The sequence below is a fragment of the Kitasatospora sp. NPDC050543 genome, from assembly GCF_044457565.1.
Lineage (GTDB): Bacteria > Actinomycetota > Actinomycetes > Streptomycetales > Streptomycetaceae > Kitasatospora.
The window spans coordinates 85390-106037 of record NZ_JBITGZ010000025.1; the positions used below are offsets into that span (position 1 = coordinate 85390).

At 72.3% G+C, this 20648-nt stretch carries 20 protein-coding genes, 5 tRNA genes and 1 pseudogene; 8 read left to right on the forward strand and 18 right to left on the reverse strand.

Annotation, left to right across the window (positions count from 1 at the left end; all coding sequences use genetic code 11):
* Positions 1 to 77: 77 nt before the first annotated feature.
* Positions 78 to 1070: a thiamine-phosphate kinase gene (locus ACIBH3_RS26600; protein WP_396314601.1), complete on the reverse strand. Its 993-nt coding sequence runs from the start codon at positions 1068 to 1070 to the stop codon at positions 78 to 80.
* Between the two features lie 214 nt (positions 1071 to 1284).
* Here ACIBH3_RS26600 and ACIBH3_RS26605 point away from each other — a divergent pair, with 214 nt between their 5' ends.
* Positions 1285 to 1518, forward strand: a complete 234-nt coding sequence (locus ACIBH3_RS26605) for an Lrp/AsnC family transcriptional regulator (RefSeq protein ID WP_396314602.1) — start codon at positions 1285 to 1287, stop codon at positions 1516 to 1518.
* A gap of 18 nt (positions 1519 to 1536) precedes the next feature.
* Positions 1537 to 2049, forward strand: coding sequence for a DUF3515 domain-containing protein (locus ACIBH3_RS26610; RefSeq protein WP_396314603.1), 513 nt, complete (start codon positions 1537 to 1539; stop codon positions 2047 to 2049).
* A 57-nt stretch (positions 2050 to 2106) separates the two neighbouring features.
* Here the strand turns inward: ACIBH3_RS26610 and ACIBH3_RS26615 are convergent, their stop codons facing one another.
* The 3 genes from ACIBH3_RS26615 to ACIBH3_RS26625 form a co-directional block, all read right to left on the reverse strand.
* Entirely contained in the window at positions 2107 to 3258 is a 1152-nt protein-coding gene (locus ACIBH3_RS26615; RefSeq protein ID WP_396314604.1) for a D-alanine--D-alanine ligase family protein, read from the reverse strand.
* A 61-nt stretch (positions 3259 to 3319) separates the two neighbouring features.
* Positions 3320 to 4321, reverse strand: a complete 1002-nt coding sequence (locus ACIBH3_RS26620) for an NAD(P)H-dependent glycerol-3-phosphate dehydrogenase (RefSeq protein WP_396314605.1) — start codon at positions 4319 to 4321, stop codon at positions 3320 to 3322.
* The gene (locus ACIBH3_RS26625) at positions 4318 to 5172 is read right to left on the reverse strand and encodes a lysophospholipid acyltransferase family protein (protein ID WP_396314606.1); all 855 of its coding nucleotides are present in this window, start codon (positions 5170 to 5172) and stop codon (positions 4318 to 4320) included. The genes ACIBH3_RS26620 and ACIBH3_RS26625 overlap by 4 nt, the downstream gene beginning before the upstream one ends.
* Before the next feature lie 234 nt (positions 5173 to 5406).
* Here ACIBH3_RS26625 and cofC point away from each other — a divergent pair, with 234 nt between their 5' ends.
* Together cofC and ACIBH3_RS26635 are read left to right on the forward strand one after the other, a co-directional pair.
* The gene (cofC, locus tag ACIBH3_RS26630) at positions 5407 to 6084 is read left to right on the forward strand and encodes a 2-phospho-L-lactate guanylyltransferase (RefSeq protein WP_396314607.1); all 678 of its coding nucleotides are present in this window, start codon (positions 5407 to 5409) and stop codon (positions 6082 to 6084) included.
* A gap of 118 nt (positions 6085 to 6202) precedes the next feature.
* Positions 6203 to 6421, forward strand: a complete 219-nt coding sequence (locus ACIBH3_RS26635; protein WP_396314608.1) for a hypothetical protein — start codon at positions 6203 to 6205, stop codon at positions 6419 to 6421.
* Between the two features lie 72 nt (positions 6422 to 6493).
* Here the strand turns inward: ACIBH3_RS26635 and ACIBH3_RS26640 are convergent, their stop codons facing one another.
* The gene (locus ACIBH3_RS26640; RefSeq protein WP_396314609.1) at positions 6494 to 6766 is read right to left on the reverse strand and encodes a hypothetical protein; all 273 of its coding nucleotides are present in this window, start codon (positions 6764 to 6766) and stop codon (positions 6494 to 6496) included.
* Positions 6763 to 7011 carry a hypothetical protein gene (locus ACIBH3_RS26645; protein WP_396314610.1) on the reverse strand — a complete coding sequence of 83 codons (249 nt, stop codon included), beginning with the start codon at positions 7009 to 7011 and terminating at the stop codon, positions 6763 to 6765. The genes ACIBH3_RS26640 and ACIBH3_RS26645 overlap by 4 nt, the downstream gene beginning before the upstream one ends.
* A 142-nt stretch (positions 7012 to 7153) precedes the next feature.
* Here ACIBH3_RS26645 and ACIBH3_RS26650 point away from each other — a divergent pair, with 142 nt between their 5' ends.
* Positions 7154 to 7915 carry a GntR family transcriptional regulator gene (locus ACIBH3_RS26650; RefSeq protein ID WP_396314611.1) on the forward strand — a complete coding sequence of 254 codons (762 nt, stop codon included), beginning with the start codon at positions 7154 to 7156 and terminating at the stop codon, positions 7913 to 7915.
* Between the two features lie 218 nt (positions 7916 to 8133).
* On the opposite strand, the gene ACIBH3_RS26655 is transcribed toward ACIBH3_RS26650, so the two are convergent.
* From ACIBH3_RS26655 to leuC, 4 genes are all read right to left on the reverse strand, one after another.
* A complete protein-coding gene (locus ACIBH3_RS26655) occupies positions 8134 to 8847 on the reverse strand; it encodes an HU family DNA-binding protein (protein WP_396314612.1) in 714 nt (237 codons plus the stop codon).
* A 133-nt stretch (positions 8848 to 8980) separates the two neighbouring features.
* Positions 8981 to 9328: a hypothetical protein gene (locus ACIBH3_RS26660; protein ID WP_396314613.1), complete on the reverse strand. Its 348-nt coding sequence runs from the start codon at positions 9326 to 9328 to the stop codon at positions 8981 to 8983.
* Between the two features lie 169 nt (positions 9329 to 9497).
* Complete coding sequence (gene leuD / locus ACIBH3_RS26665; protein WP_396314614.1) at positions 9498 to 10094, reverse strand: 3-isopropylmalate dehydratase small subunit; 597 nt, start codon at positions 10092 to 10094, stop codon at positions 9498 to 9500.
* A gap of 5 nt (positions 10095 to 10099) precedes the next feature.
* Positions 10100 to 11521, reverse strand: coding sequence for a 3-isopropylmalate dehydratase large subunit (leuC, locus tag ACIBH3_RS26670; RefSeq protein ID WP_396314615.1), 1422 nt, complete (start codon positions 11519 to 11521; stop codon positions 10100 to 10102).
* Between the two features lie 232 nt (positions 11522 to 11753).
* On the opposite strand from leuC, the gene ndgR reads away from it, so the two are divergent.
* The gene (gene ndgR, locus ACIBH3_RS26675) at positions 11754 to 12467 is read left to right on the forward strand and encodes an IclR family transcriptional regulator NdgR (RefSeq protein ID WP_148642806.1); all 714 of its coding nucleotides are present in this window, start codon (positions 11754 to 11756) and stop codon (positions 12465 to 12467) included.
* A gap of 127 nt (positions 12468 to 12594) precedes the next feature.
* Here ndgR and ACIBH3_RS26680 read toward each other — a convergent pair.
* The 8 genes from ACIBH3_RS26680 to ACIBH3_RS26715 form a co-directional block, all read right to left on the reverse strand.
* A tRNA-Gln gene (locus ACIBH3_RS26680) sits at positions 12595 to 12669 on the reverse strand.
* 44 nt (positions 12670 to 12713) lie between these two features.
* Positions 12714 to 12789, reverse strand: a tRNA-Glu gene (locus ACIBH3_RS26685).
* A gap of 28 nt (positions 12790 to 12817) precedes the next feature.
* A tRNA-Glu gene (locus ACIBH3_RS26690) sits at positions 12818 to 12890 on the reverse strand.
* 28 nt (positions 12891 to 12918) lie between these two features.
* Positions 12919 to 12991, reverse strand: a tRNA-Glu gene (locus tag ACIBH3_RS26695).
* A 39-nt stretch (positions 12992 to 13030) separates the two neighbouring features.
* Positions 13031 to 13102, reverse strand: a tRNA-Gln gene (locus ACIBH3_RS26700).
* Positions 13103 to 13440: 338 nt separating this feature from the next.
* A complete protein-coding gene (gene gltX, locus ACIBH3_RS26705; RefSeq protein ID WP_396314616.1) occupies positions 13441 to 14952 on the reverse strand; it encodes a glutamate--tRNA ligase in 1512 nt (503 codons plus the stop codon).
* On the reverse strand, positions 14945 to 15745 hold the full coding sequence (locus tag ACIBH3_RS26710; RefSeq protein WP_396314617.1) for a fumarylacetoacetate hydrolase family protein: 801 nt from the start codon (positions 15743 to 15745) through the stop codon (positions 14945 to 14947). The genes gltX and ACIBH3_RS26710 overlap by 8 nt, the downstream gene beginning before the upstream one ends.
* A gap of 282 nt (positions 15746 to 16027) precedes the next feature.
* Positions 16028 to 16252 (reverse strand): hypothetical protein, encoded by a 225-nt coding sequence (locus ACIBH3_RS26715; protein WP_396314618.1) that lies wholly within the window; start codon positions 16250 to 16252, stop codon positions 16028 to 16030.
* An 830-nt stretch (positions 16253 to 17082) separates the two neighbouring features.
* Between ACIBH3_RS26715 and ACIBH3_RS26720 the strand changes: the two genes are divergently transcribed.
* Positions 17083 to 20556 carry a nitrate- and nitrite sensing domain-containing protein gene (locus ACIBH3_RS26720; RefSeq protein ID WP_396314619.1) on the forward strand — a complete coding sequence of 1158 codons (3474 nt, stop codon included), beginning with the start codon at positions 17083 to 17085 and terminating at the stop codon, positions 20554 to 20556.
* A gap of 10 nt (positions 20557 to 20566) precedes the next feature.
* Positions 20567 to 20648, forward strand: a pseudogene (locus ACIBH3_RS26725) (roadblock/LC7 domain-containing protein); the annotation flags it as partial.

The following is a 20648-nucleotide window of genomic DNA, read 5'->3' on the forward strand; positions in this document are numbered from 1 at the left end:
GGCCGGCCCCGACACCGGGACCGGCCCTCCGTTAGACGCTCATCCGCTCGGCGCTGCGCAGCCCCGGGCGGCCCCGCTCACTCGGCGAAGTGGTCCCAGCCGCCGATCCGGTCCCACGGCGCACCGTCGACCGTCACCCTTCCCACGCCCCCGACGGTCGGCGCCCCCACCCCGCGCGGCGAGTTGGTCCTGCGCACCACCTCGCCGACGACCCGCCAGCGGGCGGGCAGTTGGACGGCGGCGGGGAAGGTCGCCACGATCGCGTGGTCCTCCCCACCGGAGAGCACCCAGACCAGCGGGTCGACCCCGACCGCCTGCCCGATGTCGGACATCTGCGCGGGGATGTCGAAGTCGGCGGCGCGCAGGTCGATGTCCACACCGCTGGCCTTGGCCACGTGGCCGAGGTCGGCGACCAGGCCGTCACTCACGTCGATCATCGCGGTGGCGCCCAACTCGGCCGCGGCCGGGCCGGCGTGGTACGGCGGCTCGGGGCGGCGGTGCGCCTCGACGAACGCGCGCGGCGAGCGGAAGCCGCGCTGGAGGACGGTGAGCCCGGCCGCCGACCAGCCCAGCCAGCCGGTCACCGCGACCACGTCGCCGACCTGCGCGCCGGCGCGCGTCACGGCTTCGCGCCCCTGGAGGTCCCCGAGCGCCGTGATGGCCAGTGTGATGGTGTCGCCGCGCACCACGTCGCCGCCCACCACCGTCGCCCCGGCGACCTGGCACTCGTCGCGCAGCCCGTCCATCAGTTCGGTGGCCCAGGTGGTGGGCAGGTCCGCGGGCGCGACCAGGCCGAGCAGTATCGCGGTGGGCACCGCACCCATCGCCGCGATGTCGGCGAGGTTCTGCGCGGCGGACTTGCGGCCCACGTCGTACGCGGTGGACCAGTCCCGGCGGAAGTGCCGGCCCTCGATCAGGACGTCGGTGGTGGCCACCACCCGGCCGTCCGGCGTCCTGACCACCGCGGCGTCGTCCCCCGGGCCAAGGACGACGGCCGGGGTGAGCGGCAGCCTGGCGGTCAGCTCCTTGATGAGTCCGAACTCGCCGAGCTCGCCCACGGTCCCCTGCATGTGCCGTCCTCTCACGTCTTCCGGCAGCGGCCCCGAGCCCCTGCGGTTGTGCGCTCCCCCGCGCGCAGCGTACGCCCTCCGGCGGTGCGCGGGTCTCCCCTCCCCGCCCTGCTGCGCGGTAGCGTGGTGATCAGACTGCCGGTGAGCCCACACCACTGCACCCCTGCGGGCGATCACGGCGGCGATCTCCGTACCCAGCCGCCGGGAGGTCCTCGTGGTACAGGCATACATCCTGATCCAGACGGAGGTGGGCAAGGCCACGGCCGTGGCCCAGGCCATCTCCGAGATCAACGGCGTCCTGCAGGCCGAGGACGTCACCGGGCCGTACGACGTGATCGTGCGCGCCGAGGCCGACAGCGTGGACGATCTGGGCCGCCTGGTCGTCGCCCAGGTCCAGCAGGTCGAGGGCATCACGAGGACCCTGACCTGTCCGGTGGTCCATCTGTAGCCCGGCTACCATCGGCGGGTGGCCCCGACCATCCGTGTACCCCGTGTCCTGAGCGCACTGCCGGCCCCCGTCCGGTGGGCCGCGCCGCCCGTCGCGCTGCTCGGGTGCATCGGGCTGCTGCTCGCCGACTGGAGTGCGCCCGCCGAGATCGTGGTGCCCGAGCCGGGGGCCCGGGCCGCCTCGTACTGCCGGGCGCTGGCCGAGGCGCTGCCGCAGACGCTGCTCGGGCACCCGCGCAAGGACCCGTCCCCGGCCTCGCCGTACGTCGCGGTCTGGGACAGCTCGCCGCGGACGGTGCTGCGCTGCGGGGTGCCGCGGCCGGACGCGCTGGACGACGCCGGCGAGACCAAGTACCCCGAGGTGAACGGCGTGGTCTGGTTCCCCCAGCGCGACCGCGACGGCGGTGTCCGCTTCACCACCACGCTGCGCCGGGCCAACGTCGAGGTGTACGTCCCCGCCGGCGCGTACCCCGACCAGCTCGAACCGCCGTCCGCCCTGGCGGACGTGGTCAGGGACAACGTCCCGCAGTAGCGCGGCCGCTGTGCGAGGGGCCCGGGGCAGCGCGCCCCGGGCCCCTCGCGTGCGGGCTCAGCGCAGGCCGGTCGAACGGCGCAGCGCGGCCTGGAGCAGGCGGTCGATCAGCTCCGGGTACGCCAGGCCGCTGGCCTGCCACATCTTCGGGTAGGCCGAGATGGGGGTGAAGCCGGGCATGGTGTTGATCTCGTTGCACATCCAGCTGCCGTCCTCGAGCAGGAAGAAGTCGACCCGGGCCAGGCCCTCGCAGTCGAGCGCCTCGAAGGCGGCGATCGCCTGGCGCTGGATCTCGGCGGTCTCCTCGGCCGTCAGCCGGGCCGGGATCTGCACCTCGGAGGAGTCGATGTACTTGGCCTCGAAGTCGTAGAACTCGTAGCCGCCGCCGACCAGGATCTCAGCGGGCACGCTGGCGCGCGGGCCGTCCTCGAACTCCAGAACCGCGCACTCGATCTCACGGCCCGAGACCCCGGCCTCGATGATCACCTTGGGGTCGTGCCGGCGCGCCCCGTCGATCGCGGCGTCCAGCTCGGCGAGGTCCTTGACCTTGGTGATGCCCATGCTGGAACCGGCCCGGCAGGGCTTGACGAACAGCGGCAGGCCGAGGCCTGCGACCCGCTCGCGGACGGCCGCGCGGCCGGCCTCGGACTCCCACTCGCGCGGGCGCACCACGGTGTAGCTGCCGACGCCGATCCCGTGCGACTCCAGGATCCGCTTGGTGAACTCCTTGTCCATGCCGACCGCGCTGGCCAGCACGCCGTTGCCGACGTACGGCACGCCGGAGAGCTCCAGCAGGCCCTGCAGCGTGCCGTCCTCGCCCCACGGGCCGTGCAGCAGCGGCAGGACCACGTCGACCTCGCCGAGCGCCTTCGGCACCGCACCCGGCTCGCTCCAGACCACCTCGCGGCTGTCCGGGCTGAGCGGCAGCGCCACCTGGCCCTCGATCGACTCGGCGACCTGCGCGACGTCCGGCAGCACGCCGTCGGTGATGGCCATCCGGGCGGGTTCGTCGCTGACCAGTGCCCAGCGGCCCTCATGGGTGATGCCGATCGGCAGCACCTCGTACTTGTCACGGTCGATGGAGCGCAGCACGCTGCCCGCGGTGGAGACCGAGATGGCGTGCTCGGAGCTGCGGCCGCCGAAGACGATCGCCACGCGCGGCTTGGCGGCGGCAGCGGACTGGTTCGGGGGGGTCTGTTCGATGCTCATATCGGGCATGAGACTACCGTGCGAGCCATTTCGCGAGTGGTACGCGCCGCCGCGGCCGACGTCACCGGCGCTCCGGCTTCGCCGAACGCGCCATCAGCGCGGCCAACACCTCCTGGGTGGGCCGCCCGTTGTGTACCACGTCCACCACGGCCTCGACGATCGGCATCTCGACGCCGCTGCGCCGGGCCAGGTCGAGCACCGACTCGCAGGACTTCACGCCCTCCGCGGTCTGCTTGGTGGCCGCGATGGTCTCCTCCAGCGACATCCCGCGCCCGAGGTTGGTCCCGAAGGTGTGGTTGCGCGAGAGCGGCGAGGAGCAGGTCGCGACCAGGTCGCCCATCCCGGCGAGCCCGGCGAAGGTGTACGGGTCCGCGCCGAGCGCGAGCCCGAGCCTGGTGGTCTCGGCCAGGCCGCGGGTGATCAGCGTGGCCTTGGTGTTGTCGCCCAGGCCCATGCCGTCCGCCATGCCGACCGCCAGGCCGATCACGTTCTTGACCGCCCCGCCCAGCTCGCAGCCGACCACGTCGGTGTTGGTGTACGGGCGGAAGTACGGTGTGTGGCAGGCCGTCTGGAGGCGCTTGGCGACCACCTCGTCGGCGCAGGCCACCACACTCGCGGCGGGCTGCCGGTTGGCGATCTCCCGGGCCAGGTTGGGACCGCTGACGACCGCCACCCGCTCCGCGGGCACCCCGGCGACCTCGGCGATCACCTCGCTCATCCGCTTGGCGGTGCCGAGCTCGATCCCCTTCATCAGGCTGACGAGTACCGTCTGCGGCTCCAGCAGCGGCGCCCAGCCGGCCAGGTTCTCCCGCAGCGTCTGCGAGGGCACCGCCAGCACCGCGAACTCCGCGCCGGCCAGCGCGTCGGCCGCGTCGGTGGTCGCCCGGATCGCGCCCGGGAGCGTGACGCCGGGCAGGTAGTCGGGGTTGACGTGCGTCGCGTTGATCGCGTCGACCAGCTCCTGACGGCGGCCCCACAGGGCCACCTCGCAGCCCGCGTCGGCGAGGATCATCGCGAACGCGGTACCCCACGAACCGGTACCGAACACGGCGCAACGGGTCACTTGCTGCTCTCCTCGGTGGTGCTGTCGTCGTTCCCGGCCCGGCCTGCGGCGGGGCCGTCGGCCGCCCGCTCCCGCTTGGCGGCGGCGGCCGTGGCCCGGGCCCGGGAGGCGGTGCGCATGTCGTAGCGCTCGGCGGGCGCCCGCTCGCCGCGGATGCCGGCCAGCACCTCGGTGATCGCCGCCATGATGTCCTCGGTGGCCTCCCGCAGCACCTGCGCGGTCAGCTCCTGGCCCTGATAGCGGCTCAGGTCCACCGGCGGACCGGCGGCCACGACCACCTTGTGCCGGGGGAAGAGGTTGAACTTGCCCTTGCCGGAGCCACCCCGGCCGTACGGCGGGATGATCTCGTGCGCACCCCAGTGCGCCACCGGGATCACCGGCGCGCCGGTCATCAGCGCGACCCGGGCGACGCCGCTCTTGCCGGTCATCGGCCACAGGTCGGGATCCCGGGTGAGCGTGCCCTCGGGGTAGAACTGCACGCACTGCCCGGCGTTCACCGCGTCGATGGCCGCCCGGAACGCCTGCGCGGCGTCGGTGGACTCGCGGAACACCGGGATCTGGCCGGTCTTGCGCAGCATGAAGCCGATGAACGGCACCGAGAACAGCGCGGCCTTGCCCAGTATCCGCGGCGGCCGGCCGCTGTTGTACTGCCAGTGTGCGTAGACCACCGGATCGATGATCGAGTTGTGGTTCACCGCGGCGATGAAGCCACCCTCCTTGGGGAGGTGCTCCCAGCCCCGCCAGTCCGGCTTCACCAGCGCGGTCGTCACCGGCTTCACCAGCACGGCCGCGAAGCGGTACCAGATGCCGTAGTCGGCGTTGCCGAAGCGCGCGTACGAGCGGCGGGCCACCCCAGGTCCTCCTCGTCAGGTGCGGCACGTGGGGTGCCGCAGGTCGGTCGCCTCCCGGCGTCCCCGGCTCGGCGGGGGCCGGCGCCCGGGTCGCGGGCGCGCAACAGTCTCGCCCGGCCGGTCACCGGCTGTCGAGCGGCCCCCCTGACCGGCCCGGCTCACGTGACCAATCGCACGTCAGACCGGGCAGCGCAGCCTGGCGGGGGCTCCGGGACCGGCGCCACAATGGCGCCGATGACCCAGCACACGGTACGCCCCAGCGGCCCTCCCGCGCCCCTCGCACCCGCCGACGGCTGGTCGCTCGTACTCCCGCTCAAGCCGCTCGCGCTCGCCAAGAGCCGGCTCGCCCCCTTCGCCGGGCCCCACCGCGCCCACCTGGCACTCTGCTTCGCACTGGACACCGTCGACGCGGCGCTGAACTGCCCGGGCGTGTCCCGGGTCCTGGTGGTCACCCGGGACGGCGCGGCGGGCGACCGGCTGGCGGCGCTCGGCGCAGTGGTGCTCGGGGACGAACCCGGCGGCGGCCTCAACACCGCGTTGGCGCACGGCGCCGCGTACGCGCGCTCCCTGGCCCCCTACGCGCCCTTGGCCGCGCTCTCCGCGGACCTGCCCGCACTGCGGAGCGCCGAACTCGCCCGGGTGCTGGCCGCCGTGCCCCACGGCGGCCGGGCCTTCCTCGCCGACAGCCCGGGCATCGGCACCACCCTGCTCGCCTGCTCCCCCGGCAGTGCGCTGCGCCCGGCCTTCGGCGGCGGCTCCCGCGCCCGCCACGCGGCGGGCGGGGCACGGGAGCTGCGGCTGGCGGACGTCCCCTCGGTGCGCCGGGACGTCGACACCGGCGAGGACCTGGCGCAGGCCCTCGCCCTCGGCGTCGGCCCGTACACCGCGGCCGCCGCCGCGGCGCTCGCCTGAGCGGGCCCGCCACCACGTCACCGGCCCCTCGGCGCCCTCACGCTGTCACCGGCCCCGTGCTGCCCGCCCGGCGCCGACGGCCCGCGGCAGGGCACGGAGCGCTCGCTATGCTGCTCCCATGCAGGCCACCGCGTTCACCTTCGACCCCGACACCCGCGCGGGCTCCGTGCTGCTCGACGACGGGACTCCGGTGCCCTTCGACGCGGCCGCCTTCGACGCCGGCGGTCTGCGGCTGCTGCGCCCCGGCCAGCGGGTGCGGATCCGCACCGAGGGCGAGGGCGAGGCCCGCCGGGTGGTCTTCCTGACCCTGCAGACCTTCCCCGACCCGGCCGCCTGACCCTCGGCCCGAGCCGCCCGCCCCCTGAGCTTGAGCCGCCGGGGTCGCCCGGCCCACGGCACCCGCCGGGCCTCAGGCCGGCCGGACGCTGACGGTGTGCAGCCGGCCCGCCATGCTGAACGTCAGTCTCAACTGGCCGTCGCGCTCCAGGAATGCCGCCACCCGCTCGACCGCGTCAGGCCCGAGGAAGTAGCGGTACGCCTCGTGCTGGACCCACCCCAGCGGCAGCACCCGCAGGGCCTGCCACAGCGCGTTCAACGCGTCGGGCAGCTGACTGAACGTCGCCGGCCCGGTGATGTCCTCGATCTCCACCGTCACGGCCGTACCCCGCCTCTTGCTGCTCACCCTGGCTGCTCCCCTGCCTCGTCGAGTTCGGCCCAGACGGCCTGGGCCTCGTCCGTGTACCGGTGTCCGTAGCGGTCGGCGGCGGCCAGCGCGTCGAGTACGGCCTCGTGGGCCTCCTCGGACAGCTCCTGCGGCAGCGGCGCGTCCACCCGGTAGCCGCCCTCGGGGCGGCGGGTGAGGCGCACCCGGGTGCCGGTGGCCGCGGCGAGGCGGATCGCGAGGTCAAACGCCCTGGTGGTGCGCACGCAACGACTCTCCCCGCCAACAGACAGTTACAGAACGTGAATCTAAAGCATTAGATTCCACCTGATGCATTAGATTTGTCAACGCTGAATCACCCGCCCTGCCGCATTCGCCAGGGACGGAGCCTGCCGCCGGGAGAGCCAGATGCCCTCAGAGGTGCCCCCGTACCTTCGGATCTCGGACGACCTGCGCCGGCGCATCGCCGAGGGCGAGTGGCGCCCCGGGGAGCGCCTGCCGTCCCGCGCACAGCTCGCGGTGGCCTACGGGGTCGGCGCCAACGTCCTTCAGCGGGCACAGGAGCGGCTGATCACCGAGGGCCTGCTGGAGGGCCGCGCGGGCTCCGGCACCTACGTCAGGACCCCGCCCGAGCGCCACCGGATGGTCCGCTCCCGCCACGGCGAGCGGCGTGGGGACTCACCCTTGCGCGCCGAACTGCGCGACCGGGGCCGCACCGGCAGCTGGGAGGCCAACAGCTACGCGCGCACGCCGGCACCGGAGCACATCGCCCGCCGGCTGGGCATCGGCACCGGCGACCCCACGGTGCGCACCTGCTACGAGTTCCTCGCCGACGGGCGGCCCGCGCAGCTCTCCGAGAGCTGGGAGCCGATGGCCGTCACCACCGGCACTCCGGTCCTGCTGCCCGAACTCGGCCCGCTCTCGGGCCGGGGCGTGGTCGAGCGGATGGCGACCATCGGCGTCACGGTGGACTTCGCCGTCGAGGTGCCCCGCCCGGCCCGCGCCACCCAGGAACAGGCGCATCTGCTGGGAATCTCCACCGGCGACCAGGTGACGGTGATCGAGCGGACGTACTACGACCTCGACGGACGGCCGGTGGAAACCGCCGACATCGTCGTACCGGAGGCGCTCTGGGAGATCGCCTACGAGATTCCGGTCGAACGGAACTGACGCGGAACGGGGCCTGAGCCGGGTCGGCGGCGGAGCGCAGCCGAAGCGGTTCCAGGAGGCGCCGGACATCACCGCCGGCCGCACCCGACCCGGTTGTCGGCCGTCAACACCCGGCCCCGCACGCAAACGAGCCGTGGCGGCCCGCCCCCGGAATTCCGGATGAGCGGGCCGCCACGGCTCACGACCTTGACAGGTCGTCGGCGGGCCAGGAGCGCGGACTACTTCGCGGTGGTCTTGCGCGTGGTGGTCTTACGGGTGGCGGTCTTCTTCGCCGGAGCCGTCTTCTTGACCGCGGCCGCCTTCTTGGTGGCGGTCGCCGTGGTCTTCTTCGCGGCGGCGGTGGTGGTGGCCTTCTTCGCCGGAGCCGCCTTCTTGGTGGCGGCGGCGGTGGCCTTCTTGGTGGCGGCGGCGGTGGTGGTCTTCTTGACCGCCGTCGCCTTCTTGGCCGCGGTCGCCGTGGTCTTCTTGGCGGCGGCGGTGGTGGCCGTCTTCTTCGCGGCGGCCTTCTTGGCCGCGGCCGGGGCAGCGGCGGCGGCCGAGGCGGCACGCTTGGTGGCGGCACGCTTCGCGGCGGCGGTGGCGGCCACACCGGACTTGCCCGGGGTGAGGGAGCCCTTGGGGGCCTTCTTCACCGACGGGCCCTCCTTCGGCAGCTTCTTGCTGCCGCTGACCAGGTCCTTGAAGCCCTGGCCGGGACGGAAGCGGGGCACCGAGGTCTTCTTGACCTTGACCTTCTCGCCGGTCTGCGGGTTGCGGGCGAAGCGCGCGGAGCGCTCCACCTTCTCGAAAGTGCCGAAACCGGTGACCGACACCCGGTCACCCGCTACAACGGCACGCACCATGGTGTCGAGCACTGCGTCGACGGCCTCTGCGGCAGCCTTGCGACCGCCCAGCTGCTCGGCCACCGCTTCGACAAGCTGAGCCTTGTTCACGTCTTCCCCTTCGGAAACGGGCGCCGGATGATTCCATCCGTTCATTTCGCACGTTAGGTATGTATCTGCGGACTTTCAATTACCAAACGCGCGAATCACCCTAGTGTCGCAATGGATTTGCGCGTCGGCGACCTCAGCGGACGGGCGGGCGCCCCTCGTCGAGGTCCTGCACAAAGCGACTCAACCGCCGGGCCGCCTCCGGAAGATCGCGCTTGGCGGTCTCCGTGACGATCAGCAGTTGACGGGTGAGAGCGGTCTTTGCATCGGCAGACACGTTCAGCGCATGGACGCGTGCGTGAGCTTGCTTCAACCGCTCGGCCACAAGCGCGTACAGCGCTGCGACTTCCGACTCGTCCGGCTCCTCAGCAGGTGAGGTGGCGCCGTCCGGCCGGTCGTCAATTCGGCGTTCGACTCCCCGGCCCGTCGACTCCGACGACGCGGGTTCGCCGCCCGCGTACGGAGGTTCATGGTGCCGGTGCATGTACTGATTGTGCCATCTGCGCGGAGTTGTGCTGCGCCGGGCCCTGTCACGGCAATGACGCTCAACTATCCGCGGCCGCCCCGGCGCGTAACTCGGGCACGGAACGGCGGATGGCCCGCCCCCCCGAGGGGGAGGCGGGCCATCCGGCACGGCGTCAAAAGCGGGGTTCTCAGGGGATCGGCAGCGTGCGCGGCTTGAACGCCGGACGAGTGGCCTCGAACGCCGCGATGTCGGCCTCGTTCGTGAGCGTGATGCTGATGTCGTCCAGGCCGTTGAGCAGACGCCAGCGGACGTTGTCGTCCAGCTCGAAGGAGGCCGTGACGCCCTCGGCGCGCACCTCGCGGGCCTGGAGGTCGACGGTGATCTCGGCGCTCGGGTCGGCCTCGGTGAGCGCCCACAGCCGCTCCACCGTCTCCTGCGGGAGCAGCACCGTGAGCAGGCCGTTCTTCAGCGAATTGCCGCGGAAGATGTCGGCGAAGCGGGAGGAGATCACGGCGTGGAAGCCGTAGTTCTGCAGCGCCCAGACGGCGTGCTCACGGGAGGAGCCGGTACCGAACTCGGGGCCGGCCACCAGGACGGTGGCGCCCACGCGCTCGGGCTGGTTGAGGATGAACGACTCGTCCTTGCGCCAGGCCTCGAACAGCCCGTCCTCGAAGCCCGACCGGGTGACCTTCTTCAGCCAGTGGGCCGGGATGATCTGGTCGGTGTCGACGTTGCTGCGGCGCAGCGGAACGGCCCTGCCGGTGTGGGTGGTGAACTTCTCCATGCTGCTCAGGCCTCCACGGCGACGTTGTCGGACAGATCGGCGGGCGCGGCCAGTCGGCCCAGCACCGCGGTCGCGGCGGCGACCTGGGGCGACACCAGGTGGGTGCGGCCGCCCTTGCCCTGACGGCCCTCGAAGTTGCGGTTGGAGGTGGAGGCGCAGCGCTCACCGGGAGCCAGCTGGTCCGGGTTCATGCCCAGGCACATCGAGCAGCCCGCGTGCCGCCATTCGGCGCCGGCGGCGGTGAAGACCTTGTCCAGGCCCTCCTCCACGGCCTGCAGAGCGACCCGCACCGAGCCGGGGACGACCAGCATCCGCACACCCTCGGCGACGCTCCGGCCCTCCAGGACGGCGGCGGCGGCGCGCAGATCCTCGATCCGGCCGTTGGTGCAGGAGCCGACGAACACGGCGTCCACCTTGACCTCGCGCAGCGGCGTACCGGCCTCCAGGCCCATGTACTTCAGCGCGTTCTCGGCGGCGACCCGCTCCTGCGGGTCCGCGAAGGAGGCCGGGTCCGGCACGTCGGCGCCGAGCGGTGCGCCCTGGCCGGGGTTGGTGCCCCAGGTGACGAACGGGGTCAGCTCGGTGGCGTCGATGAAGATCTCGTGGTCGAAGACCGCGTCCTCGTCGGTCACCAGGGTCCGCCAGTACTCGACGGCGGCGTCCCAGTCGGCGCCCCGGGGGGCGTGCGGGCGGCCCTGGAGGTAGTCGAAGGTGGTCTGGTCCGGGGCGATCATGCCGGCCCGGGCGCCCGCCTCGATGGACATGTTGCAGATGGTCATCCGAGCCTCCATGGAGAGGCTGCGGATGGCCGAGCCGCGGTACTCCAGGACGTAGCCCTGGCCGCCGCCGGTGCCGATCCTGGTGATGATCGCCAGGATCAGGTCCTTGGCGGTGACGCCCGCGGGCAGCTCGCCCTCGACGGTGATCGCCATGGTCCTGAACGGGGCCAGCGGGAGCGTCTGGGTGGCCAGCACGTGCTCCACCTGGCTGGTGCCGATGCCGAACGCCAGCGCGCCGAACGCGCCGTGGGTGGAGGTGTGGGAGTCGCCGCAGACGACGGTGGTGCCGGGCTGGGTGAGTCCCAGCTGGGGGCCCACCACGTGGACGACGCCCTGCTCGACGTCGCCGAGCGAGTGGATCCGGACCCCGAACTCGGCCGCGTTGCGGCGCAGGGTCTCCAGCTGCACCTTGGAGACCGGGTCGGCGATGGGCTTGTCGATGTCGAGGGTGGGCGTGTTGTGATCCTCGGTCGCGATCGTGAGATCGGTGCGGCGGACCTTGCGGCCGGCCAGGCGCAGACCGTCGAAGGCCTGCGGGCTGGTCACCTCGTGGAGCAGGTGCAGGTCGATGAAGAGCAGGTCGGGCTCGCCCTCGGCGCGCCGTACGACGTGGTCGTCCCAGACCTTCTCTGCGAGTGTCCGTCCCATCAGGGTTCCCTCCAGCCGGCCGCTCTGCCGGCCTTCTCGTGTGTTCGAGGTCACTGCCCGTACCGCTCTGGTGAGGCTCGCCCGGGCGACCTGCACGCCGGATCGGTGGCCCCGGCGCGCGCCGAATCCGTCGGCGCCGACGAGGGTGTCTCCCGGGCTGCTTCATCCAGAGTGGCGCTTTTCCGGGAAGATTGAACTTGCGTCTCGCGGAATGAGACTGCAGTATCAACGCATGGACAACTCTAGCGGCGTCGGCGTTCTCGACAAGGCCGCTCTGGTGCTGAGCGCACTGGAGTCGGGCCCCGCCACGTTGGCGGGGCTGGTCGCCGCCACCGGATTGGCGCGGCCCACCGCCCACCGACTCGCCGTCGCACTCGAACACCACCGCCTGGTCACCAGGGACATGCAGGGCCGGTTCATCCTCGGCCCCCGACTCTCCGAACTCTCCGCCGCGGCGGGCGAGGACCGGCTGCTCGCCACCGCGGGCCCGGTCCTGACCCACCTGCGCGACGTCACCGGCGAGAGCGCACAGCTCTACCGCCGACAGGGCGAAATGCGGATCTGCGTAGCCGCCGCCGAGCGGCTCTCCGGCCTGCGGGACACCGTCCCGGTCGGCAGCACCCTGCCGATGAAGGCCGGCTCGGCAGCACAGGTCCTGCTCGCCTGGGAGGAGCCCGAGCGGCTCCACCGCGGCCTCCAGGGCGCCCGGTTCACCGCCACCGCGCTCAGCGGCGTACGGCGGCGTGGCTGGGCCCAGTCCATCGGTGAGCGCGAGCCGGGCGTGGCGTCCGTCTCGGCTCCCGTGCGCGGCCCCTCCAACCGAGTGGTGGCCGCCGTCTCCGTCTCCGGCCCGATCGAGCGCCTCACCAGGCACCCGGGCCGCCTCCACGCCCAGGCCATCATCGAAGCCGCCAACCGGCTCACCGAGGCCCTGCGCCGGGGCTGAACTCCACCCCGGCGACCGACCAGAGACCGGAAGGGCCCCGCTCGCGTCCGAGCGGGGCCCTTCCGGCCGTCCCGGCCAATTGCGCCGGAAATGCAAAATGCCCCGGGGAACCGGGGCATCAATTCTCTGGCTGGGGTACCAGGACTCGAACCTAGACTAAATGAACCAGAATCACTCGTGCTGCCAATTACACCATACCCCAACAAAGCGCTCGGCCGATGGGCTTGCCCATCGGCCTACCTGCTCTGGTACCCCCGACCGGATTCGAACCGGCGCTACTGCCGTGAGAGGGCAGCGTGCTAGGCCGCTACACAACGGGGGCATTTCTTGGCGATCCCTTACGGGATCAGTACCCCCGACCGGATTCGAACCGGCGCTACTGCCGTGAGAGGGCAGCGTGCTAGGCCGCTACACAACGGGGGCATTTCTTGGCGATCCCTTTTGGGATCAGTACCCCCGACCGGATTCGAACCGGCGCTACTGCCGTGAGAGGGCAGCGTGCTAGGCCGCTACACAACGGGGGCTTGTACTGCTTGTTACCACTTGGATACTGCTGTACTGCGCTGGGGTACCAGGACTCGAACCTAGACTAAATGAACCAGAATCACTCGTGCTGCCAATTACACCATACCCCACCAGAGTTCAACCCCTGCGGGCCTCCTCGGTGCTGCGCCTGCGGTCTGGTGCTGACGAGGTTTCTGGTCCCTCGCCGTTCCCTCCCGGGCGGCGCAGAAAGAACATTACCCGATGCCGGGCGTCGCTCCAAAATCGATAACCGCAGGCAGACCGCGGACGGGCGCGTGCCCGGTCGTTGACCAGGCCCGCAACCGGTGCCGGCGCGGCTCGTCGCCGCCGGGAGCGCTGCTGGGAGCGGCCCTGGAACGCCCCTTGCGGCGTGCACCGAGCCGGCCGCTCCCGCGCCGCCCAGGGGGCGCTCCGGGCGGCGCGGGAGCAGGACCGGGACCAGCAGGGGTCAGACCGCCGGGACGGCGGCCAGCGCGGCGGTGAGCCGGCGCAGCGTCTCGGCCCGGCCGAGCAGCTCCATCGACTCGAACAGCGGCGGCGAGACCCGGCGGCCGGTGACGGCCACTCGCAGCGGGGTGAAGGCGAACTTGGGCTTGATGCCCAGCCCCTCCACCAGCGCCTCGCGCAGCGCGGCCTGGATCGGCTCGGGCGTGAAGTCCGCGAGCTCCTCCAGCGCCTTGACGCTGGCCTCCAGCACCGGGCGGGCGTCGGCGGTCAGCACCTTGGCCGCGTCGTCCGGGTCGAGGGTGAAGTCGGCCGGGTCGACGAAGAGGAAGCCCGCCATGTTGACGATCTCGCTCAGCACGACCATCCGCTCCTGGGTGAGCGGCGCCACCTTGGCCAGCAGCTCCAGCTGCTCGGCGGCGGGCTCGGCCGGCAGCAGACCGGCGGCCTGAAGGTAGGGCACCAGGCGGCGGACGAAGTCCTCCGGCGCCAGCTCGCGCACGTGGTGCGCGTTGATCGCCTCGCACTTCTTCAGGTCGAAGCGGGCCGGGTTGGCGTTCACCTTGGCGATGTCGAACGCGGCGACCAGCTCGTCCATCGAGAACAGGTCGCGGTCCTCGGCGAGCGACCAGCCCAGCAGCGAGAGGTAGTTCAGCAGCCCCTCGGGCAGGAAGCCGCGCTCGCGGTAGAGGTTGAGCGAGGCCTGCGGGTCGCGCTTGGAGAGCTTCTTGTTGCCCTCGCCCATCACGTACGGCAGGTGACCGAAGCGCGGGGTGGTGCCGTTGCCGACGCCGATCTCGGCGAGCGCCGCGTACAGCGCGATCTGACGCGGGGTGGAGGAGAGCAGGTCCTCGCCGCGCAACACGTGGGTGATGCCCATCAGTGCGTCGTCCACCGGGTTGACCAGGGTGTACAGCGGGGCGCCGTTGGCCCGGACGATGCCGTAGTCCGGCACGTCCTTGGGCTCGAAGCTGAGCGAGCCGCGGACCAGGTCGTCGAAGGCCAGGGTCCGGTCGGGCATCCGGAAGCGCAGGATCGGCTGCCGGTTCTCCAGCTTGTAGACGGCGACCTGGTCGGCCGTCAGCTCGCGGCAGTGGCCGTCGTAGCCGGAGGGCTTGCCGGCCGCGCGGGCGGCCTCGCGGCGGGCGTCGAGCTCCTCGGTGCTGCAGTAGCACTCGTAGGCGTGGCCGGCCTCGTGCAGCCGGCGGGCGACGTCCGCGTAGATGTCCATCCGCTGGGACTGCCGGTACGGCTCGTGCGGACCGCCGATCTCGGGGCCCTCGTCCCAGTCGAAGCCGAGCCAGCGCATGGCCTCCAGCAGCTGGTTGTAGGAGTCCTCGGAGTCGCGGGCCGCGTCGGTGTCCTCGATCCGGAAGACCAGCTTGCCGCCGTGGTGGCGGGCGAAGGCCCAGTTGAAGAGTGCGGTGCGGACCAGGCCCACGTGCGGGTTGCCGGTCGGGGACGGACAGAAGCGGACCCGGACGGTCGGGTCCAGGTCCGCGGAAGTGTTAGCCACGCTTGATCACCTTGTTGGCGAGAGTGCCGATGCCTTCGATGGAGACGGCGACCTCGTCGCCGACGTTGATGGGGCCGACACCCGCCGGGGTGCCGGTGAGGATGACGTCGCCCGGGAGCAGGGTCATCGCCTCGGAGATGTGCACCACGAGCTCGGCGATCGAGCGGACCATCTGGGAGGTCCGGCCGGCCTGCCGGAGCTCACCGTTGACGGTGCAGGTGACCGCCAGGTCGCTCGGGTCGAGCTCGGTCTCGATCCACGGGCCGAGCGGGCACGACGTGTCGAAGCCCTTGGCGCGGGCCCACTGGCCCTCGCGCTGCTGGACGTCACGGGCGGTCACGTCGTTGGCGCAGGTGTAGCCGAAGATCACCTCGGGCACCCGCTCGATCGGGACCTCGCGGCACATCCGGCCGATCACCACGGCGAGTTCGGCCTCGTGCTGGACGTCCGAGGAGAACGGCGGGTACGCGATGGACTCGGTCGGGCCGATCACCGCGGTGGAGGGCTTGAAGAAGGTCAGGGGGACGTCGGGGACGTCGTTGCCGAGCTCGGCGGCGTGCGCGGCGTAGTTGCGGCCGACCGCGACGATCTTGTTGGGCAGCATCGGGGTCAGCAGCCGCACGTCCTGCATGCGGTAGCTCTCACCGCTCAGCTGCGGCTGGCCGAAGGGGTGGCCGGCCAGGGCGTGGACAACGAGAGACTCGGGCTGGGAGGTGTCACCCTCGACCACGCCGAAGGAGACGCTGCCCGCGGCAGGACTCCCCTCCCGGACGGAAAACCTGGCAATGCGCACGGTTGGGCTACCCCTCGCTTCGTCGGCCGCCCGGGGCGCGCCCGGGCGCTGGCGGGCCGCGGTGTTGACGCGGCCCCGCTCAATCGCCCCCCAGGCTATCGCGTGAGCCTGCGGCGGCCCGCTCTGCGCCTGTTCAGCGTGGTGCACGCCCGCCCGCGGAAGCGGCCGCCCACCGGCCGCCCGCGGTCGCCCGCGGGGCACCGGCCGTCCGCCCCGGCCGGACACGCCGGAGGGCGCCGCAGCCGCCGGAGCGGACGCGGCGCCCTCCGGGCCGAGGCGGGTTCAGTCCTGCGGGACGGCGACCACCGGCGCGACCATCAGCACGGTGCGGCGCGGGTTGGCGGTGCTGGCCGGCAGCTGGGTGGAGTAGGTGAGGACGTCCTCGGACCGGCGGGCGCCGGGGATCTGGCTGAAGTCCTCGACCGAGGCCAGCGTCGTACGCCGCGGGTTCGCCGTCGGGCGGCAGGCAAGCGTGGACTTCATGGCCTTCTTCGCCGACTGGGACATCGCGTCACACCTTGGGGCTCGGGGCCGACGGAATGCGCCGGCCGCTGTGTTTCTGGGTGGCAGTGTTCTGGTCGCAGCGATTCCGGGCAGGCCGACGGAGGCCCTGCCCACTGCTACAGCACAGATTAGGTATCTCATTCCACAGTCGCCGTAACCAAAGCTACACATTGGCCTGTGAGTTTCCTCACAATTTGCCGATGGATTGCGACATTCCAGACATACCGCCGCTTCGGAATTAACCGGCAAACTGCCCATATCGGTCAATCGGGAAGCCTTCCGACTCTTGTTGATCTGTGGTCTGCTTGGCATGTATCTGGCGAGTGTCCGAAAAGGGCGGTATTCCCCTCCGGTTACCCCACAGTCCGTGTATCACCGCACGCTCTGGGTAGCGCCCGGCGCGGGTAACTGGCTCCCCTTGTTGGACTTCCCCCGCTGTGCTGGAATGCCACGGACCGTGGGAATGGAGCAGTCCGCCCCGGTAGAACCCGCTCTCCCGGACCGGCCGGGGTGCGGATGGAAACTCGACACCGTCCAGGTCACGGCAACGTGGCAGGACGCCCGGTCAAGAGGTTGCGACGCCAGTGCAGGGACGTTTCAAAAGGGGTAGCGGCGCCGCGGGTGACCCGGAGTCGCGAGAGCCCGCAGTAGCCCCCCTCCAGGCGGCGGCCTCCGGTGGCCCGGGTGACCGGACGGCCGGAAGGCCCGCCGATCCGGACAAGCCGGACACCGCCCGCGGAGAGGGAGGCGAGCCGACCGAGGACAAGTCCAACCGGTCCAGGCTCCGCAAGACCCTGATCCGCCGCCGGGCGACCGGCATCAGCAGGTTCGCCATGCGCAACTGGCGCATCCGGACCCGCCTCATCGCGCTGCTCGCGCTCCCCGTACTGGTCGCGCTCGCCCTCGGTGGCCTGCGCATCCAGACGTCGCTCGAGTCCTCGCAGCAGCTCGCCCAGATGGCCAACCTGTCCGACCTGGCGAAGAAGGCGACCAACCTCGCCGACTCGCTGCAGACCGAACGGGACATCAGCGCCGGTCCGCTGACCAAGGGCCTCCAGAGCGACGACGACGTCGCGGCCGCGCAGAAGACCACGGACGACCTGAGCCGTACCTTCACCGCCTCCGCCGACAAGTTCGAGAACCTGGAGCTCGCCGGTGGAAAGGCGCTGCTGCTCCAGGTCCGCAAGGACCTGAACCTGATCGCCGACGCCCGCCGCGACGCGTACAACAACACGGAGAACATCCAGGCGACGGTCACCGCCTACGACGTGATCATCAGGGACCTCCTGGGCATCACCCAGGACATCGCCCTCGCGTCCAACAACTCCGACCTGGTCCGCTCCACCCGCGCCCTGCAGCAGTTCTCGCTGGCCAAGGACGTCACCTCGCAGCAGCGTGCGCTGATCAGCGCCGCGCTCGCCAACAAGGCCGGCCCCAACCTCAGCCTGAGCGACGAGTCCTTCGGTATCCGTCTGCGGGCCACGTACGACAACGCCATCGGCAACTTCAACGCGATCTACACCTCGCACGACCTCGACAACCTCCGGGGTCAGCTGAGCTACAACGACGTGATCGCCGACGCGGACCGCTACTCGCGCTCGATCCTCCAGCAGAGCGGTATCCGCCAGACCGACATCCGCACCTACAAGGGCTGGTACGACCAGGCCACCACGAAGATCACCGCGGAGCGCCGGATCGAGAGCCGGCTGATCGAGGAGCTCGACGGCAAGGCCCAGGAGCTCCAGTCGGCCGCCGACACCGAGGCCCTGATCACCGGTGGCGCCGTCGCCCTGGTGCTGCTCGTCGCCGTCGCGGGAGCCGCCCTGATCGCCCGCGCGATGGTGCGCTCGCTGACCCGTCTGCAGACCGCGGCCGAGGACGTCGCCGAGCGGCGGCTGCCCGAACTGGTCAAGACCCTCTCCGAGAGCGACCCGCACGACGTCGACGTCACCGTCGCACCCGTCGGCGTCGACTCGACGGACGAGATCGGCCATGTGGCGCACGCGTTCGACATGGTGCACAGCGAGGCCGTCCGCCTCGCCGCCGAGCAGGCACTGCTGCGAGGCAACATCAACGCGATGTTCACCAACCTCTCGCGCCGCAGCCAGGGCCTCATCCAGCGCCAGCTGTCGCTGATCTCCGAGCTGGAGAGCCGCGAGGCGGACCCGGACCAGCTGGCCAGCCTCTTCAAGCTGGACCACCTCGCGACCCGTATGCGCCGTAACGGCGAAAACCTGCTCGTCCTCGCCGGTGAGGACCCGGGCCGCCGCTGGACCCGCCCCGTCCCGCTGGTCGACGTGCTGCGCGCCGCCGCCTCCGAGGTGGAGCAGTACGAGCGCATCGAGCTGGCCGCCGTGCCGTCGGCCGAGGTCGCCGGCCGCGTCGTCAACGACCTCGTCCACCTGCTCGCCGAGCTGCTGGAGAACGCCACCTCGTTCTCCAGCCCGCAGACCCGCGTCCGGGTCACCGGTCACGCCCTGCCGGACGGCCGGGTGCTGATCGAGATCCACGACACCGGTATCGGTCTGAGCCCCGACGACCTCGCCGACATCAACGAGCGGCTGGCCAACCCGCCGGTCGTGGACGTCTCCGTCTCCCGCCGCATGGGTCTGTTCGTGGTCGGCCGCCTGTCCCTGCGACACGGCATCCGCATCCAGCTGCGCCCCAGCGACTCCGGTGGCACCACCGCGCTGGTCATGCTCCCGGTGGACGTCACCAACTCCTCCGACCGGCGAGGCGCCCGCCCCGGCGGCGCCGCCGCCAAGCAGCAGCGCAGCGCGGCCCCGACGCCGCGCCAGCAGCGCCAGATGCCCGGCACCGGACCGGCCGCCGCGCTCCCCCAGGGCCCCTCGGGCGGTGCCCCGACCGGCCGGCCGCAGCTCGGCCAGGGCGGCCCCGGCCCGCAGGGCGGACGCCCCGGCGGCGCCCCCGGGCTGCCGACCCGCCAGGCCGGCCAGTCGCTGCGCCAGAACCCGCCGCAGGGCGGCCCGCAGGGGCCCAACCAGCAGCGCCCGAACCAGCAGCGTCCGCAGGCTCCCCAGCAGGGCCAGCAGCCGCAGGGCGCGCCCGCCGGCCGCACCGGCGGCGGCCTGCCCCGCCGTGGCCAGAACCCCGGCCAGCCGCAGGGCCCGGGCCTGCCGCCGGGCGCCCAGCGTCCCGGCCAGGAACGCCGGCGCCCCGGGGCCGAAAACCTGGACGGGCCGGGCTCGCGGACGGCCGAGCAGCCGCAGCCCGGCTGGGCCGACCAGGCCGCCCGCGGTGAGCGGCCCGGCAAGCAGCAGGGTGGCCGCCCCGGCGCCCGTCCGCAGGACGGTCCCGGCCGCCGTCAGCCGAACCCCGGTCAGGGTCCCGAGGCCGGCCGCCGGCCGGGCCAGGGTGGCCAGGGTGGCCCGCAGGGCGGTCAGGGCATGCCGCAGCGTCCGCTGCCGCAGCGCCAGCAGGCCCCGCAGGCTCAGCCGGCCCAGCAGCCCGCTCCGGTCGAGCCGGCGGTGGAGACCACCGCGCAGTTCGCCCGCCCGCGCTTCGAGGCCAGCGAGATCGACCCGCGTGACCCGCTGGGTCTCGGCCTGGTGGAGCCCGTCCTGCCGAGCGTGCCGAACCCGGCCCGTCCGGAGCCGGTGCGCCAGGAGCCCGTCCGCCAGGAGCCGATGGCACTGCCGACCGGCCCGTCCGACGGCGCGCAGATCCCCGGCGGTGCGCCCGCCGCGGCCGGCTGGCAGCCCCAGCCCGGCGACCCGCAGGGCCTCGCGGCCGGCTACCGGCCGCAGCGTCCCGGCACCACCGCGCCCGGCTTCGACGAGCAGGCCCCCCAGGGCCGGCCGCAGCAGATGCCGCACCAGCAGCAGGGCCAGCAGCACTCCCAGGCCCAGCAGGCCCAGGCGCAGGCCCAGCAGGCCGCCGGTGAGGCGCCGTGGCGTCCGTCCGCGAACGACGAGCGCTGGCGCCGGGCCGAGCAGGTCCGCGAGCCCTCGACGAGCGGGCTGACCACCTCGGGCCTGCCGCGCCGGACCCCGCAGGCCAACCTGGTCTCCGGCACCGCCGAGGCGGCGCCGCTGACCGGTCCGCAGGTCTCACGTGCCCCCGAGGAGGTGCGCGGCCGGCTCACCAACCTGCGGCGCGGAATCCAGCAGGGCCGTCGGGCCGGAGTCGAGCAGACCGCCGGGCAGGGCATGCCAGTGGTCAACCAGGGTGGCTTCGCCCATGGTGCTCAGCAGGGCGGATTCGATAGTTTCGGGGTCCAGGGGGACGGTAACGGGGCCGGCCGCAACGGCGGCCCAGGCAACGGCGCAGAGCATCAGGAGCGTTGAGTTGAGTCAGATGAGCCAGGCCGCACAGAACCTGAACTGGCTGATCACCAATTTCGTGGACAACACCCCCGGGGTGTCCCACACAGTGGTGG

What these genes read in the sequence shown, in the direction of transcription:
- ACIBH3_RS26720 (WP_396314619.1), top strand. Translation starts at nt 17,083, where the DNA reads ATGCGCAACTGGCGCATCCGGACCCGCCTCATCGCGCTGCTCGCGCTC.
- ACIBH3_RS26650 (WP_396314611.1), top strand. Translation starts at nt 7,154, where the DNA reads ATGCCCTCAGAGGTGCCCCCGTACCTTCGGATCTCGGACGACCTGCGC.
- ACIBH3_RS26660 (WP_396314613.1), bottom strand. Translation starts at nt 9,328, where the DNA reads ATGCACCGGCACCATGAACCTCCGTACGCGGGCGGCGAACCCGCGTCG.
- ndgR (WP_148642806.1), top strand. Translation starts at nt 11,754, where the DNA reads ATGGACAACTCTAGCGGCGTCGGCGTTCTCGACAAGGCCGCTCTGGTG.
- ACIBH3_RS26600 (WP_396314601.1), bottom strand. Translation starts at nt 1,070, where the DNA reads ATGCAGGGGACCGTGGGCGAGCTCGGCGAGTTCGGACTCATCAAGGAG.
- leuD (WP_396314614.1), bottom strand. Translation starts at nt 10,094, where the DNA reads ATGGAGAAGTTCACCACCCACACCGGCAGGGCCGTTCCGCTGCGCCGC.
- ACIBH3_RS26615 (WP_396314604.1), bottom strand. Translation starts at nt 3,258, where the DNA reads ATGAGCATCGAACAGACCCCCCCGAACCAGTCCGCTGCCGCCGCCAAG.
- cofC (WP_396314607.1), top strand. Translation starts at nt 5,407, where the DNA reads ATGACCCAGCACACGGTACGCCCCAGCGGCCCTCCCGCGCCCCTCGCA.
- leuC (WP_396314615.1), bottom strand. Translation starts at nt 11,521, where the DNA reads ATGGGACGGACACTCGCAGAGAAGGTCTGGGACGACCACGTCGTACGG.
- ACIBH3_RS26715 (WP_396314618.1), bottom strand. Translation starts at nt 16,252, where the DNA reads ATGTCCCAGTCGGCGAAGAAGGCCATGAAGTCCACGCTTGCCTGCCGC.
- ACIBH3_RS26635 (WP_396314608.1), top strand. Translation starts at nt 6,203, where the DNA reads ATGCAGGCCACCGCGTTCACCTTCGACCCCGACACCCGCGCGGGCTCC.